This is a genomic window from Ferrovibrio terrae, from assembly GCF_943372915.1.
Lineage (GTDB): Bacteria > Pseudomonadota > Alphaproteobacteria > Ferrovibrionales > Ferrovibrionaceae > Ferrovibrio > Ferrovibrio terrae_A.
The window spans coordinates 78,039-94,486 of the sequence record NZ_CALSAN010000011.1; the positions used below are offsets into that span (position 1 = coordinate 78,039).

The 16,448-nt window shown below is 62.7% G+C and carries 18 protein-coding genes; 7 read left to right on the forward strand and 11 right to left on the reverse strand.

Annotation, left to right across the window (positions count from 1 at the left end):
• Window positions 1-12: 12 nt before the first annotated feature.
• From AAG821_RS09910 to AAG821_RS09955, 10 genes are all read right to left on the reverse strand, one after another.
• Complete coding sequence (locus AAG821_RS09910; RefSeq protein WP_341913238.1) at window positions 13-603, reverse strand: thioredoxin family protein; 591 nt, start codon at window positions 601-603, stop codon at window positions 13-15.
• A gap of 8 nt (window positions 604-611) precedes the next feature.
• Window positions 612-1,055 (reverse strand): hypothetical protein, encoded by a 444-nt coding sequence (locus tag AAG821_RS09915; protein WP_341913236.1) that lies wholly within the window; start codon window positions 1,053-1,055, stop codon window positions 612-614.
• Window positions 1,055-1,705 (reverse strand): cytochrome c, encoded by a 651-nt coding sequence (locus AAG821_RS09920; RefSeq protein ID WP_341913235.1) that lies wholly within the window; start codon window positions 1,703-1,705, stop codon window positions 1,055-1,057. The genes AAG821_RS09915 and AAG821_RS09920 overlap by 1 nt, the downstream gene beginning before the upstream one ends.
• Window positions 1,689-2,960 (reverse strand): sulfite dehydrogenase, encoded by a 1,272-nt coding sequence (gene soxC, locus AAG821_RS09925; RefSeq protein ID WP_341913233.1) that lies wholly within the window; start codon window positions 2,958-2,960, stop codon window positions 1,689-1,691. The genes AAG821_RS09920 and soxC overlap by 17 nt, the downstream gene beginning before the upstream one ends.
• Before the next feature lie 12 nt (window positions 2,961-2,972).
• Entirely contained in the window at window positions 2,973-4,676 is a 1,704-nt protein-coding gene (gene soxB, locus AAG821_RS09930; RefSeq protein ID WP_341913231.1) for a thiosulfohydrolase SoxB, read from the reverse strand.
• 81 nt (window positions 4,677-4,757) lie between these two features.
• Window positions 4,758-5,621 carry a sulfur oxidation c-type cytochrome SoxA gene (gene soxA / locus AAG821_RS09935; RefSeq protein ID WP_341913230.1) on the reverse strand — a complete coding sequence of 288 codons (864 nt, stop codon included), beginning with the start codon at window positions 5,619-5,621 and terminating at the stop codon, window positions 4,758-4,760.
• A gap of 10 nt (window positions 5,622-5,631) precedes the next feature.
• Window positions 5,632-5,961, reverse strand: coding sequence for a thiosulfate oxidation carrier complex protein SoxZ (gene soxZ, locus AAG821_RS09940; RefSeq protein WP_341913228.1), 330 nt, complete (start codon window positions 5,959-5,961; stop codon window positions 5,632-5,634).
• Between the two features lie 28 nt (window positions 5,962-5,989).
• Window positions 5,990-6,460, reverse strand: coding sequence for a thiosulfate oxidation carrier protein SoxY (gene soxY, locus AAG821_RS09945; RefSeq protein ID WP_341913227.1), 471 nt, complete (start codon window positions 6,458-6,460; stop codon window positions 5,990-5,992).
• A gap of 34 nt (window positions 6,461-6,494) precedes the next feature.
• Window positions 6,495-6,971 carry a sulfur oxidation c-type cytochrome SoxX gene (gene soxX / locus AAG821_RS09950; protein ID WP_341913226.1) on the reverse strand — a complete coding sequence of 159 codons (477 nt, stop codon included), beginning with the start codon at window positions 6,969-6,971 and terminating at the stop codon, window positions 6,495-6,497.
• Window positions 6,972-7,092: 121 nt separating this feature from the next.
• Window positions 7,093-7,422, reverse strand: coding sequence for a hypothetical protein (locus tag AAG821_RS09955; RefSeq protein WP_341913224.1), 330 nt, complete (start codon window positions 7,420-7,422; stop codon window positions 7,093-7,095).
• Window positions 7,423-7,548: 126 nt separating this feature from the next.
• Between AAG821_RS09955 and AAG821_RS09960 the strand changes: the two genes are divergently transcribed.
• Complete coding sequence (locus AAG821_RS09960) at window positions 7,549-8,454, forward strand: alpha/beta hydrolase (RefSeq protein ID WP_341913222.1); 906 nt, start codon at window positions 7,549-7,551, stop codon at window positions 8,452-8,454.
• A gap of 48 nt (window positions 8,455-8,502) precedes the next feature.
• On the opposite strand, the gene AAG821_RS09965 is transcribed toward AAG821_RS09960, so the two are convergent.
• A complete protein-coding gene (locus AAG821_RS09965) occupies window positions 8,503-9,156 on the reverse strand; it encodes a TerC family protein (RefSeq protein WP_341913220.1) in 654 nt (217 codons plus the stop codon).
• 183 nt (window positions 9,157-9,339) lie between these two features.
• On the opposite strand from AAG821_RS09965, the gene hutG reads away from it, so the two are divergent.
• The 6 genes from hutG to pstB all read left to right on the forward strand — a co-directional run bounded on the left by hutG (window position 9,340) and on the right by pstB (window position 16,429).
• Window positions 9,340-10,143 carry an N-formylglutamate deformylase gene (gene hutG, locus AAG821_RS09970; RefSeq protein WP_341913219.1) on the forward strand — a complete coding sequence of 268 codons (804 nt, stop codon included), beginning with the start codon at window positions 9,340-9,342 and terminating at the stop codon, window positions 10,141-10,143.
• The gene (locus AAG821_RS09975; RefSeq protein WP_341913217.1) at window positions 10,140-11,558 is read left to right on the forward strand and encodes an ATP-binding protein; all 1,419 of its coding nucleotides are present in this window, start codon (window positions 10,140-10,142) and stop codon (window positions 11,556-11,558) included. The genes hutG and AAG821_RS09975 overlap by 4 nt, the downstream gene beginning before the upstream one ends.
• A gap of 162 nt (window positions 11,559-11,720) precedes the next feature.
• Window positions 11,721-12,776, forward strand: a complete 1,056-nt coding sequence (locus AAG821_RS09980) for a PstS family phosphate ABC transporter substrate-binding protein (protein WP_341913215.1) — start codon at window positions 11,721-11,723, stop codon at window positions 12,774-12,776.
• 95 nt (window positions 12,777-12,871) lie between these two features.
• On the forward strand, window positions 12,872-14,254 hold the full coding sequence (gene pstC, locus AAG821_RS09985) for a phosphate ABC transporter permease subunit PstC (RefSeq protein ID WP_341913213.1): 1,383 nt from the start codon (window positions 12,872-12,874) through the stop codon (window positions 14,252-14,254).
• Window positions 14,255-14,315: 61 nt separating this feature from the next.
• Entirely contained in the window at window positions 14,316-15,584 is a 1,269-nt protein-coding gene (gene pstA, locus AAG821_RS09990) for a phosphate ABC transporter permease PstA (protein ID WP_341913249.1), read from the forward strand.
• Window positions 15,585-15,631: 47 nt separating this feature from the next.
• Window positions 15,632-16,429 (forward strand): phosphate ABC transporter ATP-binding protein PstB, encoded by a 798-nt coding sequence (pstB, locus tag AAG821_RS09995; RefSeq protein WP_341913211.1) that lies wholly within the window; start codon window positions 15,632-15,634, stop codon window positions 16,427-16,429.
• Window positions 16,430-16,448: the final 19 nt, after the last annotated feature.

The following is a 16,448-nucleotide window of genomic DNA, read 5'->3' on the forward strand; positions in this document are numbered from 1 at the left end:
AGACGTAAAAGTTCAGTTGCTGGGCGTGGCGGCCGCCTTGGCCGCACCGATGTGATGCTGCGCCAGATAGGCGGGGAATTCCATCTTTTCGTAGGCACGTTCGGCGACGAATTTGAACATGGCGAGGAAGGCCGGCGGCGGCAGCAGGCCGCGCATGCGGGCAGAGGATACGTCCTTCGCCGAACCCTTCACCGGCTTGTCGGGCAGGAACAGGATGGTCGGCGAAGAGGATACCCCCCAGCGACGACCCATTTCCTTTTCGGGCAGGGCGCGGCCATCCAGGTCGGTAACCTCGCGGGCGCCGAACAGGTTGAGTTGGATCATCTCGAAATGCTGGCGGATATAGCCGCTGATCGCCGGATCGGAGAGATGCTTCTCATGCATCTCGGTGCAATAGATGCAACCGCGCTGCTCGAAGCTCAGCGCCACGCGCTTGCCCTTGGCGGCGGCCTCCTCGATGTCCTGCTTGAGATCGAGGAAACTGTCGAGGAACCAGTCCTGGATATGCAGGCCGTCGTCGTTGACGGGGGCGGCCTGCAGCAGGCTCGGCGCCAGGGTGAGCGTGGGCAGGGCGGCAGCAAGGAGCGTGCGGCGGGTCAGCATTTGCATCATCACGGGTGCAGGTGAATCCAGCCGCGCAGGCTGCGCTCGACGATCTCCGGCAGGCCATTGGCCACGACGGTCACATTGGGCAGCAGATCGGCCGGTGTCTTTTTCATGGTATCCAATGTAGCGCCGCAGCCGATGAAGTCGACCTCCAGATCCTGCAGGCTGGCGATGCGGCCCGCCACCGGGCTGCCCTTGAGCACTGCGGCCAGCCCGGGACCATAGGCGATGACAGCCAGTTTCACCTGGGTGGCATCGTAATATTTCTGGATATTGGTGATGTTGCTCAGCACGGCGGCGATCCGTTTCGGATCGTCTTCCGAGATGCTGAGTACGATTTTGCGCGGGTTGTCGATGCTGGGCTGCGGATCGGCGAATTTGCCGGCCTGGGCCCAGGCCGCGGCAGGCATCAGGGTCAATCCCCACAGAAACAGGCGCCGTGTGGTCATCAGTCGGCCGCTTTCTGCGATGGCGTCACGCCCAGCCGTGCGGCCAGGTCGCTGGTGATCTTCGGCGGTGCTTTGCGGCAGTTGGTCATGCAGGTATCGGGCTTCACATCCGGGCGCGGATCGCCGCCAGCGATGAAGCCGTCGCGGTTTGGCAGCTTGATGGCGCGCAGGGCGGCGGCATCGAGCTCTTTGTCCGCCGGCCACAGGTCGCCCTGGTTCAGCAGCCAGGCGACGATCGAATAGACTTCGTCGTGGCTCAGGCTCTGCGGTGCGCCAAATGGCATGGCGCGGAAGATGTAGTCATACAGGCCTGGGCCATGCGGCCAGTAGCTGTCGATGGTTTTGCGCGGGTCGTCGGATTTCAGCGTGCCACGGCCGCCGATCAGTTCCGGATATCGACCCGCCCCCTCACCGAATTCGCCATGGCAGGCAGAGCACTGGGCCATATACAGCTCTTCGCCGGCCGCGACATTGCCCTTGCCCGGCGGCAGGCCGGCGCCATCGGGGCCGCGCACATCGATATTCCAGCCGGCAATCTGTTCGGCCGTGGCCGCAGTGCCGAAACCAAAGCGTTTCGGCTTGTCCTGCGCCAATGCAGGCATGGCCGCGAGGGCGAGGAGGATAGCGAGGGCTTTAAGCGATCTGGACATTCTCGACCTCGCCATCGGGACGCACGCGCCAAGTATGGATCGAATTCTTGTGATAGATCGAATTGAAGCCACGCACCTTGCGCAGGGCTTCGATACTGGGCTGCACATAGCCGCTGTCATCGGCGGCACGGCTCTGCAGCAGCAGCGGCCGCCCGTCCCATTGCAGCGGCAGGCGGAAACGGGTGAGGCAGCGCGACAGCACCGGACCCTGCAGCTCGGCGCTGCGCCAGTTCATGCCGCCATCGGTGGAGATATCCACCTTCTTGATCCTGCCATAGCCCGACCAGGCGATGCCGCGGATCTCGTAGAAGCCCTTGCCGTGCTTCAACGGTTTTTCCGGGCAGGGAGAGGTGATGACCGAGTTCGCCTCCTGCACGAAGGTGAACTGGCGGGCTTTGCCGTCCGGCATCAGGTCGGTGTATTTCGAGGTTTCCTCGCGGTGATGCCAGGGCTGGTCGCCCACCTTGATGCGGCGCAGCCACTTGATATTGACGTTACCTTCCCAGCCCGGCACCAGCAGGCGCAGCGGGTAGCCGTTCTCCGGCCGGATACGTTCGCCGTTCTGGGAATAGCAGACGATGATGTCGTCCATCGCCTTGGCCAGCGGGATGCTGCGCGTCATCGCGGCTGCATCGGCGCCCTCAGCCAGTATCCATTTGGCGCTTTTCTTGACGCCGACTTCGGCCAGCAGCGTGGAAAGCTTCACGCCGGTCCATTCGCAGCAATGCACCATGCCATGGCTGAACTGCACGCCGGCCATCTGCGCACCCTTCCACTCCATGCCGCCATTGGCCGGACATTCGAGGAAATGGATGCGGCTGACCGAGGGGAAGCGCATCAGGTCGGCCATGGTGAAGATCAGCGGCCGGTCAACCAGACCATGGATCATCAGCCGGTGCTGTTCGGGATCAATGTCGGGTACGCCGCCATGATGGCGTTCGAAACACAGGCCGCTCGGCGTGATGATGCCGTCCAGTTCATGCAGCGGTGTGAAGTTGATCGAGGATTCTTCCGTCGCGGTCAGCCAGGGCACATTGCGGCGAATGGTGTTTTTCTCGTAGGCGGATGGATTGCCGTAGGGATTGGCGGTGACGCCGGGCCCCAGCGTCTTCATCCATTCCGGGACGTTGGGCGGCAGGTTGTCGTCACCAGCCGCCATCGCCTCGCCGACACCGGCGCCCGCCACCAGCGTCAGGCCGCCGATGGCAGAGGAGGTCAGGAAGCGGCGGCGGGAGGGATCATTCGGTGAGGTCATGATGTGGCCCTCCTACGATGCCATGCCGCGCGGATCGGCGCCGGTCACCTTGACGCTGCGGTTTTCCGCAATGGCGATGCTCTTTTTCGCGGTGATGTATTTGCCGACCAGATCGTAGATCGCCGGGCCTTCCGTGCCCTCGTTGATCGAGGCCCAGCCGGCCACGGTATAGCTTTTCGCGGCTTCGATCGGCTGGTTGGTGCGCAACAGCGTCATATTGGAAATGCGCTGGCCGATCGGTTTCGACACGTCGATGCTGTAGGCCAGCCCGCCGACGCGCACCATGTCGCCGCCCTGCTGGTAATAGGGATCGGGGTTGAACAGATTGTCGGCAACATCCTCCAGCACGGTCTTGAGGAACTCACCGGTCATCTGGTTGCGGTAGACATTCGGATAGGTGATCGCGGTCTGCGAATACAGGATATCGCCGGTGATCGCCTGCCCTGGCAGCAGCGAGGCGCCCCAGCGAAAGCCGGGCGACAGCGCGATCTCGGCCTCGCGCTCGGCCAGCATGGCCTGGCAGATCAGGTCATCGAAGGTGCCGTTGAAATTGCCGCGCCGGTATAGCAGTGAGTCGGCCTGGCCATAGACCTTGTCGAGCACCGCCTTGTGTGGTGCGCGGATATCGTCGACCAGCTTCTGCATTGCCGGATCAGGCGTGATCGCATCGGAAAACACCGGGATCAGGCGGAACCGGTAGTCGGCGACCTTTTTGTTTTTCACATCAAGGTCAAGGCGGGCGAGGAACTTGCCATGGCTGCCGGGCGCGACCAGCAGCGTATTGCCGACCTTCACGGCGACCGGAATGGCGTCATGGGTATGGCCGGTCAGGATCACGTCGATGCCCTTGACCCGGCCAGCCAGCTTGCGGTCGACATCGAAGCCGTTATGGCTCAGCAGCACGATCAGATCGGCGCCGCCCGCACGCGCCGCATCGACGCGCTGCTGCACCTTCTCTTCCTCGATGCCGAACGACCAGTCGGGGATCAGGTAGCGCGGATTGGCGATCGGTGTGTAGGGGAAGGCCTGGCCGATCACGGCGATTTTCACGCCACCGCGTTCAAACACCTTCACCGCCTCAAACACTTCGTCGCCGAAGCTGGTGTCCTTCACATTGCCGCACAGGAAGGGAATGCCCATGCTTTCGGTGATCTGCTTCACCCGTTCAGCACCATAGGTGAATTCCCAGTGAGCGGTCATGGCATCAACGCCCAGCGCCTGCATCACCTTCACCATGTCGCCGCCTTTTTCGGCCAGCGAGGTGTAGCTGCCCTGCCAGGTATCGCCGCCATCGAGCAGCAGCGTATTGTTCGGCCGCTCGGCGCGAATTGCCTTTACCAGCGTCGCGAGCTGGGCCGCGCCGCCAAGCCGGCCGTAATCCTTGGCCAATTGTGTAAAGTCGTTATAGGCCAGTGCATGGGCCTCGGGCGAACCGGTCTTGATGCCGAACTGCTTCAGCAGGTGGCTGCCGACCAGATGCGGCGGCAGGCCGAGCGCAGCGCCGACGCCGATGTTGACGCTGGGTTCGCGGAAATGCAGCGGCACAATCTGGGCATGGATGTCGGTGAAATGCAGCAGCGTCACCTGGCCGAGTGGCTGGAAACGCAGCAGGTCGGCCTGGCTGATCTTCTGTGCAGCGGCGAGAGCGCCAACTGGGGCGCCCATCAATACCGCGGCGGCAGCTCCGGCTTGCAGGATATCGCGGCGACTCAGCATTTCATCGGCCCTGTAAAATGAACGACAACACTAAATTTCTGTACAACGAGAATATGCGTCCGCCCTATACAGGGCGGACGATCAGCGGCGGACGCTGGGTGCTTCGGATTTCAGGCCGTTGCCACGCCAGGCAACGAAGAGTTCGAGATTGGTGTATTCGTCGGAGCCGCGCGGATAGGGCTGCGCACGCACTTCCTCGTTGCAGCCTTCAAAGCGGCGATGCAGCGAGCCGAAGGCCTGCCATTTCAGGCGATAGGTCGGATAGCCGTTCGACTGGCCCTGGCTGAGATTCTCGACACCGATATTCATGCCGGCATTGGCTTCGTGGCAATGGGCACAGGCAACGTCCATCTGGCCGCGGCGGGTGTAGTAGAACTTCTTGCCTTCTTCGAAGAAGGGCTTGGCCGGGCCATCAACGCGCACGCTGATCGGCAGGCCGCGCGACTGGTATTCGACCAGGGCGGTGAGGCCGAGCAGTTCCTTCGACTCCCAGCGCAGGGCCGGCGCTTTCATGTTTTCGGTACGGCACAGGTTGATGCGCTGCTCAATATTGGCCAGCTTGCCGACCTTGGGCTCGTATTTCGGATAGGCAACGGCGACGCCCTTCATGCTTTTGGCGTCGTTATGGCAGGAGGCGCAGGATTTGCCGGCGCTGCCAGCCACCTTGCTCCATTCAGCCTCGCCATCCTGCACGGCCAGCATGCCCGGATTCTCGAAATCGTCATCCTGCATCGTCTGGGTCTCGGGTGAGGCGAAGACATAGCCCGAGAATTTGTCGCCCACGATGCGATCGGCATATTTTGGATTGGCACGATACTGGGCCAGCACCTCGGTATCGTTGCTACCAGCCGACTGCTTGTTGTCGCAGGCGGTCAGGCCGGCGAGCAATACAACCGAGGCTGCACCGGCATACAGGATGCGCGCCAGGGAATGCGTTTGGGGCATGCGCATGTCCTCAGCTGACCGTGATGGCTTGGGTGGCCTTGTAGGTGCTGCCGTCATCGTCGGTCCAGGTGAATTCCAGGCTGCCGCTCTGTGTGCATTTCAGGAAGAATGACAGATATGGATTCGCCGAGATGGCGGGTTCCAGTTTCGCTTCGAAGACCGGCTTGCCGTTGAAGGCAACGCTCATCTTGTTGATGATCTTGCGTGGGATGGTCTTGCCCTGAGAGTCCTTGCGCTGGCCAGACTCCATCGGATGCGAAATCAGCGTCTTGATCTCGATGATTTCGTCCTTCTTGGCGCTCTGCGGCACCCGGATGCGCGGCTTGATATCTTCAGCCATGGTGTGATCCTTTCCTGATCCGCTTCGCTCAGCCGCCGCAGCCGCCGATGGTGACCTTGACCTCGCGGGTCGCGGTCCAGGCCGTGCCATCGCTCATTTCGGCGACGGCAATGATGTTCTGTGTCTCGGCCATGCGCATGCGCAGCTGCACCTCTGCTTTGCCATTAGCCGGCGTCAGCATGAAGGAGGCGACGCCCGGCTGCGGATTGCGGTCGGCGACCACGTGGATCGCCTTGACGTAGTCCTTGTCGGTCATTGGGCTGTCGACTGCGATGGTCACCGGCACGGTGTTGCCATTCTCGGCGATTTCCTGGGTCTTGATCTGCACCTTGCCGGCCTTGGGCTCGGCTTTGACCAGATCACTCAGCGCCTTCTTGGCCGTCTCGGGCGAGGCGGTGGCGGCGAACGGCGTCAGCGCAGCCACCGCACCGAAGGCGGCCACCGCCTGGCGCCGGCTCAGGCCGCTCTGGCGTTTGGGCAGATGAAGGGGTTCGGTCATGACAGACACTCCTGCGTCGTAAAAGGGTGCGCGCTTATTTCAGCGTCGACAGATAGGCGACCAGATCCTCGACCTGTTCGGCGGACAGCATCGGCTTGTTGGCAAAGGCCGGCGCCACGCGAGTCAGGCCGCTGACCCGGTAATAAGCCGGCATGATGGTCTCTTCGTTCAGCAGCTTTGAATTCACGATTCGCATGCGGATTTCGGCGGGCGTCAGCCGGCTGCCGACCTCGCTCAGGTCCGGGCCGACATTGCCAATGCGGAAGGCGACTTCCGGAATCGGCATCTTGTGGCAGATCACGCAATTGCCCTGGCCGCCGGTGATGGCCCACTGCCGCCCTTTGGCCGCATCGCCCGGCTTGCCGGTCAGCGACTGTTCGATGGCGTAGTCCTTGACCACATAGGGCACCAGGCCGGGTTCGCGAACCTCGGCATTCTGGCCGAAGGCGGGCGGAACCAGTGCGGGGGCCAGCAGCAGGGCTGCAGCGGCAAGCAGGCGCGTCAGTCGCATCGTTCCTCCGGTTTATCCCCACTGCTCCCGATGATGCTTCGGGGCGGTGGTGCAGCCTGTCGACTGCGGGTTAAGGAGTCCATATCAAACTCATTCCACACTTTGCAAGTGGAGTTTTTGCTCAGGGGCATGCTACGCTCTTGCCATGATCGGCAATCAACTGGGCGATTTTCGGATAAAAGAAGTCGGCGCCGGGATATCCGACGAGGCGCGCCAGTTCCTTGCTGCAGGCCATGAGCACGAAAGTCGGCGTGTAGAGGACCGGCAGTTTCGGCAGATCGGCGGGCCAGGGCTTTTCCAGATCGACACGGCGCAGTGGCGCCTGCAGGCCTTCGTCGGACTGCCCATAACCGGCGCCAATCTCGCGATGCCAGGTCCGGCACCAGGGGCAGTCATCGCGCTCGAACATCACCAGGTGCAGCGACGGCCTGGCCTGGGCCAGCGGCTGCAAGGGTGAGATGAACAGCGCAAGGGCTAAAACACATAAAAATTGTGCAATGCGTGAAAAGGGCATGAGTTGATGTTATTTGATGGGACGGGCACGAGCAATGGTCGCCGCACCCGGGGAGGAAGAACAATGATTCATATGTTGCGTATGGCGGCCGTGGTGGGCTGCCTCGGTGTCGCGGTCGGCGCCCACGCCGAACCGGTGCGCCTGCTGCAGGACGGGCGCGGCCTCGATGGCGAGTTGACCCTTGCGGCGGGCAAGACGGCAAAGGACGGCCTGCTGATCCTGGTGCATGGCACGCTGGCGCATAACCGGATGGAGATCATGCAGGCACAGCAGGCGTTGCTGGCCGAACGTGGGCTCTCGACGATCGCCGTTTCGCTCTCGCTCGGCATTTCCGATCGCAAAGGCATGTATGACTGCGCGCAGCCGCATCGCCACAGCAATGCACAGGCGGCCGGTGAAATTGCCGCCTGGATTGACTGGGCCGCCAAGGCCGGGGCCACGAAGATCGGGCTTCTCGGACATTCGCGCGGCGCTGCGCAGGTTGCCTTCTATGCGGCGACAGCCGGCAATACACTGCCGGCTGCGGTGCAGAAGATCGTGCTGGCGGGGCCGACCACCTTTGATCGCAGCCGCGCCGCAGATGAGTTCAAGGCGCGTTTCAAGGCCGACTTCGCACCGGTGACCGGCAAGGCCGAGGCACTGGTGGCCGCGGGGAGGGGCGCAGAAATGATGGCGGTACCGGGCTTCATGTATTGCCCGAATGCCAGCGTGGCGGCGGCCAGCTTTGCCGATTATCACGCTGCCGACGGCCGCAACGATACGCCGAGCCAGATGGCGAAGCTGCCGCGCCCGACGCTGGTGGTGGTGGCCGGCGGTGACGAGATCGTAACTGACCTGCCGCAACGCCTGCAGGCGCTGCCGAAACTGGCCCATCTGCGCAGCATCACGGTCGATGGCGCGGACCACTTCTTCAAGGATTTGTATGGCGAAGACCTTGCCGATGCAGTGGCAGGCTTCTGGAAGGAATGAATGCTGCTGCATCGACCCGGGCCAGGCCGGGTCGATGCAGGCCAGCAATCAGCCCCCGTTGAGCGCGGGGATGAACGGGGCCACCTGGTGGCCGCCGTCCCAGATCATCTTCAGCGCCACATAGGCGATGATGACCAGGCCGACATAGGCGATCCAGTGGAACCGGTCGAGCAGGCGCGCGATCGCTTTGGAAGCGACGGCCATCAGCGCGATCGACAGTACCAGCCCGAAGCCCAGGATGTAGGGATGGTCGCGGGCGGCGCCCGCCACCGCCAGCACGTTATCGATCGACATCGACAGGTCGGCGACGATGATCTGCATCACCGCTTCGCGCTGGGTCTTCGGCGCCGGCTTTTCGGCCGCTTCACCGCCATTGGCGCCATCCTTGGCGGCCTTGGCCTGCGCGCGCAGTTCGCGCCACATCTTCCAGGCGACCCAGAGCAGCAGGATGCCGCCGGCGAGCGTCAGGCCGATGATCTGCAGCAGTTGCACGGCCACGCTGGCAAACAGGATGCGCAGCACGGTGGCGGCGAGAATGCCATAGACGATGATCTTGTTGCGCTGCGCCGCCGGCAGGCCGGCAACCGCCATGCCGATCACGATCGCGTTGTCACCCGACAGGATGACGTCGATCAGGATGACCTGGGCGAAGGCGCTCAGCTCGGCGGCCGTGACCGTGAGCCCGAAGAGTGTAATGTCCATCGAATAACCTTGAAATGATGAGGCTTAATCGGAACGGCGGAAAGGCTGGCGCACTCTAGGCGAAAGCCGGCCTTTGCTCAAATTGATTGCCATGCTGTGAATTGTCCATGTCGGCCTGACTCGCAGCTTGGCGCGGGCGGTTCGCTTTGTTACCTATGTCGGCCGCAATTTTCCAGTCTTGCCATGACCGCCATCGCCAACCTGTTCACTGTTGTTCCGGGCCATACACCGCTGCTGGTCAATGTGCCCCATGCCGGCACCGGCCTCAGCCCGGGCCTGGCCGCGCGGCTCACGCCGGCAGCCCGTCGGCTGGCCGATACCGACTGGCATGTCGAAAAACTGTACAGCTTCGTCACCGGGCTGGGTGCCGGCCTGATGGTGGCGACCCAATCGCGCTACGTCGTCGATCTCAACCGCGATCCCAGTGGTCGCGCGCTGTATCCCGGGGCCGACAATACCGAGCTTTGCCCCACCGGCGGTTTCGACGGTGCACCGCTCTACCTGGATGGTATGGCGCCCGATGCGGCCGAAGTCACCCGGCGGGCCGAGCAGTACTGGCGGCCCTATCATGATCGCCTGGCTGCCGAACTGGCGGCAATCAAGGCGCGTCACGGCTATGCCATCCTGCTCGATGGCCACAGCATCGTCAGCAAGGCCCCGCGATTCTTTCAGGGCAAGCTGCCCGATCTCAACCTCGGCACCAATGAGGGCCGCAGCTGCGATCCGGCGCTGGCGGCACAGGCCTATGGCGTGCTGAGTGCCGCCCCGGGCTTCACCCATATCCACAATGGCCGTTTCAAGGGCGGCTATATCACGCGGCAGTATGGTCGGCCGGCCGAGAACATGCATGCACTGCAGCTGGAAATGGCGCAGAGTTGCTATATGGATGAAGCCAATCTCGAGCATTGGGATGCGTTGCGTGCCGCGCCGCTGGTTGCAGTGCTGCAGCGCCTGGTGGATGCCTTGTTGCACTGGCAGCCGCGATGAGCGAGTCGCCGGTCAGCAGGTTGCCCACCGTGCGTTATCCGCTGATGCGCTGGCTCGCCCTGTTCCTGATTCTCGGCCTGCCGCTGGCCAGCATCGTGGCGATTGCCCGCTTTTTCGATGCGGTGTCGAGTGCGGCGGCCTGGTCGATGCTGCTGCCGATGCTGGGCGTCATCGCGCTGTTCGCGGCCTGGCATACATTGGCGGCCTGGCGCGTGCTGCGCAGTACCGACGAGATCGCGGGCGCCGGCCCGCGCACCGGCAGCGACTGGGATGCACTGACCATGATCGGCGAGCTTGGCCTGACGGTCGAGCGGCTGCGCCAGACCCTGCTGGACGAGAAGGGGCAGGTGGCGTTGCAGACCACCACGGCGGATGCGATCCTGAATGCGCTGCCCGACCCGGTGCTGCTGCTGGATGGCAAGCGCAGCATCGCGCGGGCCAACTTCGCCGCGCGCAAATTCTTCGGCAACGACATCGTCGGCAACGACCTGACCGTGGCGCTGCGCCATCCCACCGTGCTGGATGCGGCGGATGCGGTGCTGGGCGGCGAAACCGGCATGGCGGCGGCCGATCTCACCCTGCCGGTGCCCGATGGCCGCAGTTTCTCGGTGCGCGTGGTGGCGCTGCCGGCAGCGCGGGAAGATACGGCGGCGGTGCTGGCGCTGCATGACCTGACCTCGCTGCGCAAGGCCGAGAAGATGCGCGCTGACTTCGTTGCCAATGCCAGCCATGAGCTGCGCACGCCGCTCGCCTCGCTGGTTGGTTTTATTGAGACGCTGCTCGGCCCGGCCAAGGACGACGAGCCGGCGCGGATTCGCTTTCTCGGCATCATGCGCGACCAGGCCGGCCGTATGGCGCGCCTGATCCAGGATCTGCTGTCGCTGTCGCAGATCGAACTGCGCGAGCATGATCATCCGTCGGAGCCGGTGGCGCTGGCACCGCTGCTGCGCGATGTGGCCGCCGCACTGGAACCGCAGGCGAAGGCGAAGAACATTCGTATCGTTCTCCAACTGCCGGAGGACCTGCCGCCAGTGCGCGGCGCCCGTGACGAGTTGATGCAGGTGTTCCAGAATCTGATCGACAACGCGATCAAATATGGCCGCGCCGACAGCGCGGTGACCGTGCGGCTGGGGCCGGCGGCGACGGGCGAGGGGCTGGAGGTCGGCGTGCGCGACCAGGGCGAGGGCATCCCGCGCGAACATCTGCCCCGACTGACCGAGCGCTTCTACCGGGTCGACTCGGCCCGCAGCCGCGATCTGGGGGGAACCGGCCTCGGCCTGGCCATCGTAAAGCACATCGTTAATCGCCATCGCGGCCGGCTTGTCATTGAATCCGAACTGGGAACAGGCAGCGAATTCATTGTTCGTATGCCTAATGTTCTTGAAAAAACCACGACAACCGCTGCGCCGGTCTAGCGCTGTCATATCAGTGCAATATATCTGCAATAACCATGTCACCCGGTCCCCTTAGAAGTCGCGGCCACCGGTCGAGATGCTCTTCACCCCTCGTCCGGTTCGGAACGCAAGACACGCGTTCTGGCCACCCGGCGCACATCCGGTGCGTCAGAGGAAACCACGATGAGGTATACCGTGACCAACAAGGCTCTTCTTCTCGCCGGTCTCGCCACGATGGCGGCTCTTGGCCTGGCCGAACCGGCCGCCGCGCAGCAGGCGCGCGACCAGATCCGCATTGTCGGCTCGTCGACTGTTTATCCCTTCACCACCACGGTGGCTGAGCGCTTCTCGCAGACCGGCGGCTTCAAGGCGCCGATCGTGGAAAGCACCGGCACCGGCGGCGGCATGAAGCTGTTCTGCGGTGGCGTCGGCACCCAGCATCCCGATTTCACCAACGCCTCGCGCGCCATGACCAAGGCCGAGTTCGATCAGTGCGCTGCCAACGGTGTGAAGGACATCGTGGAAATGAAGGTTGGCTTTGACGGCATCGCCGTCGCGCTGAAGAAGGGGGCCACTCCCGTAAGCCTGAAGCGCGAAGAAATCTGGCTGGCTCTGGCCGCCCAGGTGCCGGTGAACGGTCAGCTGGTCGCCAATCCCTACAAGACCTGGAAGCAGGTCAATTCCAGCCTGCCGGATTGGAAGATCGAAGTGATGGGCCCGCCGCCCACCTCGGGCACCCGTGACAGCTTTGTTGAGCTGGTGATGGATGTCGGCTGCAAGAAGTTCCCGGAAATCACCGCCATCACCGACAGCAAGGCGCGCGGCGCGGCTTGCGCCAAGATCCGCGAAGACGGCGCCTTCATCGAAGCCGGCGAGAACGACAACCTGATCGTCCAGCGCCTGGCCTCCGGCCAGACTGGTGTGATGGGTGTGTTCGGCTACTCCTTCCTCGAGGAGAACATGGACAAGCTGCAGGGTGCCAAGGTTGATGGCGTCGAGCCGGATGCCGACACCATCTCCAGCGGCAAGTATCCGGTGTCGCGCCCGCTCTTCGTCTATGCCAAGAAGGCCCATGTCGGCGTCGTGCCGGGCATGAAGGAATTCATGGCCGAATACGTCAGCGACCGCGCCATGGCGGCCAATGGCTACCTGGAAAAGAAGGGCCTGGTTTCCATGCCGAAGGCGGAAATCGAAAAGGTTCGTTCGCAGGTTACCGGCCTGACCAATCTGGCCATGTAAAGACTGCCCGGCGGCCGGGTATCCCGGCCGCCGGATCTTTTCGTCACGTTCTTAATCGCATTCACATTCGCTGATTTTCTTTGCCGGGGAAGACGATGTCATTGTCGCTGCTGCTTCTGGTTCTGCTCGGCCTGACCATCATCGGCTACTATCTCGGCAAGTCGCGGGCCATGGCTGCCGCGAGCGGCAAAATCCGCAACCTGCATTCCCTGCCGATGTTCTATGGCTGGTATGTCGTGATCTGGTGCGGCCTGCCGGCGCTGCTGCTGTTCGGTGTCTGGATCGCCTTCGAAGATGCGCTGGTGCGCAGCCTGGTGATCAGCGAATTGCCCGAAGCGGTCCGTCGCCTGCCCGCCGACCAGCTCGGCCTGGTGATTTCCGATATCCGCAACATGGCCTATGGCAACATTCCGCTCGACAAGGCCGATGCCACGCTGCGCCCCGTTGTCGACCATTACATCAGCCTGCGCCAGCTCGGCACCACCGCGCTCTGGGTGATTGTCATGGCTTTTGGTATCGCTGGTCTGCTGTATGGCCGCAGCCGCATCGCGCCGGATTTTCGCGCCCGCAATCGTGTCGAGCGGATCGCCAATGTGCTGCTGATTGTCAGCTCGACCATTGCGGTGATGACCACGATTGGCATCGTGCTGTCGCTGGTTTTTGAAGCGCTGCGCTTTTTTGCATCGGTCAATCCCTTTGAATTCCTGTTCGGCCTTACCTGGTCGCCGCAGATGGCGATCCGCGCCGATCAGGTCGGTTCATCCGGTGCCTTCGGCGCGGTGCCGCTGTTTGCCGGCACGCTGCTGATCGCGGCCATTGCCATGATCGTTGCGGTGCCGGTCGGCCTGATGGCCGCCGTTTATATGGCTGAATATGCCGCGCCCAAGGTACGCGCCTTTGCCAAGCCGGCCCTGGAAGTGCTGGCCGGCATTCCCACCGTGGTCTACGGCTTCTTTGCCGCTTTGACAGTGGCGCCTTTCATTCGCGATGCCGGCGAAAGCATCGGTCTGGCGGTGGCCTCGCAGTCTGCGCTCGCCGCCGGCCTGGTGATGGGCATCATGATCATTCCCTTCGTCTCGTCACTCTCGGATGACGTGATCAACGCCGTGCCGCAAAGCCTGCGCGATGGCTCCTTTGGCCTTGGCGCCACCAAATCAGAAACCATCAAGCGCGTGATCCTGCCGGCGGCTCTGCCCGGTATTGCCGCATCGGTGATCCTGGCATTCAGCCGTGCACTGGGTGAGACCATGATCGTGGTGATGGCAGCAGGCCTTGCGGCCAATCTGACGGCCAATCCTTTGGCGGCGGTCACCACAGTGACCGTGCATATCGCCTCGCTGCTGGTCGGTGATCAGGAATTCGACAGCCCCAAGACTCTGGCCGCCTTCGCACTGGGCCTGGTGCTGTTCATCGTCACCCTCAGCCTCAACATCATTGCCCTGCGCATCGTCAAGAAATACCGGGAACAATATGACTGATATTTTGGCCGATACTGCCCCGCGCACAGCTCCGGCCGCCGTCGTGGCACCCGGTGTTCATATGACCGACGCGGCGACCAAGCGCCTGCGCGCCCGCTATGCATCTGAATCCCGATTCAAGATGATCGGCCTGGCGGCGATCCTCTTCTCGGTGGCGGCGCTTTGCCTGTTGCTGTTCACGATTGTCAGCGCCGGGTTTACCGCCTTCCAGCAGACCCATGTTCGGTTGGATCTGCAACTGAGCGCCGAACAGATCGCGCCGGTCGGCACCACGGATGTCCGCAAGATCATGCAGGGCAACTATGGTGCGATCATTCTGGAGGCGCTGCAGAAGAAATTCCCCGAGGTGCAGAGCCGCGGTGATCGCCGCCGTCTGCAGGCTCTGGTCAGTTCCGGTGCTGAATCGCAGGTCGGGCGCATGGTGGCTGCCGATCCCACGCTGATCGGCCAGACAATCACCATATGGTTGCCGACCGCATCGGATATCGATGTCTTCGTGAAAAAGCAGGTCGATACGACTGCTCCCGAGGAGCAGCGGCGGGTCAAGGACAACCAGGTCCGCTGGATCGACACGCTCAAGGCCAGTGGTGATCTTGAACTGCGCTTCAACACCCGATTCTTCACGGGCGCGGATAGCCGTGAGCCCGAACTGGTCGGTGTCTGGGGTGGTGTGGTCGGTTCATTCTACACGCTGCTGATCACGCTGATCGTTGCCTTCCCGCTCGGCATCATGGCGGCGATTTATCTGGAAGAATTCGCACCGAAGAACCGCTGGACCGAGGTGATCGAGGTCAACATCAACAACCTCGCCGCCGTCCCCTCCATCGTTTACGGCCTGCTCGGCCTTGCGGTCTTCATCGGCTTCTTCGGCATGCCGCGCTCGGCGCCGCTGGTTGGCGGCCTGGTGCTGGCGCTGATGAGCCTGCCGGTCATCATCATCGCCTCCCGTGCAGCACTGCGCGCTGTGCCGCCTTCGATCCGGCAGGCCGCCATGGGCTTGGGCGCCTCGCCGCTGCAGGTCGTGCTGCATCATGTGTTGCCGCTCGCCATGCCCGGTATTCTCACCGGCACCATCATCGCCATGGCGCATGCGCTGGGTGAAACCGCGCCGCTGCTGATGATCGGCATGGTCGCCTTCATCGTCGATATCCCGGCCACCCCGATCGATGCCGCCACGGTTCTGCCGGTGCAGATCTTCATGTGGGCAGACAGTTCCGAGCGCGGCTTTGTCGAAAAGACCTCGGCTGCGATCATCGTGCTGCTGGTCTTCCTGCTGCTGATGAATCTGGCAGCCATCCTGCTGCGCAAGAAATTCGAGCGTCGCTGGTAAGTAACAGGCGCTGATCAACCCTTCCCCGGAGCCCATAAGGACTTCCCATGCAAAACGGTACGCATAACGATCTCCGTCAGTCCGAGATCGAAATCAAGATGGTCGCCCGCAAGGTTGGCGTTTTCTACGGCGAGAAGCAGGCCCTGAAGGATGTCGATCTCGATATCCCGGCCCGCGCCGTCACCGCGTTGATCGGCCCGTCGGGCTGCGGCAAGTCGACTTTCCTGCGTTGCCTGAACCGGATGAATGACACCATCCGCGACTGTCGCGTGATCGGGGATATCCAGCTTGATGCGCTCGATGTCTACGATGCCAAGGTCGATGTCGTGCAGTTGCGCGCCCGCGTCGGCATGGTGTTCCAGAAGCCCAATCCATTCCCGAAGTCGATCTATGAGAATGTTGCCTATGGGCCGCGCATCCACGGCCTGGCAGAAAACAATGAACATCTCGACCATATTGTCGAAACTTCACTGAAGCAGGCGGGCTTGTGGAAAGAAGTGGGCACCCGGTTGCAGGAATCGGGGACCAGCCTGTCCGGCGGCCAGCAGCAGCGCCTGTGCATCGCCCGCGCCATCGCGGTGTCACCGGAAGTCATCTTGATGGACGAGCCCTGTTCGGCGCTGGATCCGATTGCCACGGCGCATATCGAGGAGCTGATGGATGAACTGCGCGAGCAGTACACCATCGTCATCGTCACCCATTCGATGCAGCAGGCTGCGCGTGTCTCACAACGCACCGCTTTCTTCCATCTAGGCAGCCTGGTCGAGACCGATGACACCAGGGTGATCTTCACCAACCCCAAGGATGAACGCACCCAGGGGTATATTACCGGTCGCTTCGGCTGATCAGAACGAGGACAGAATT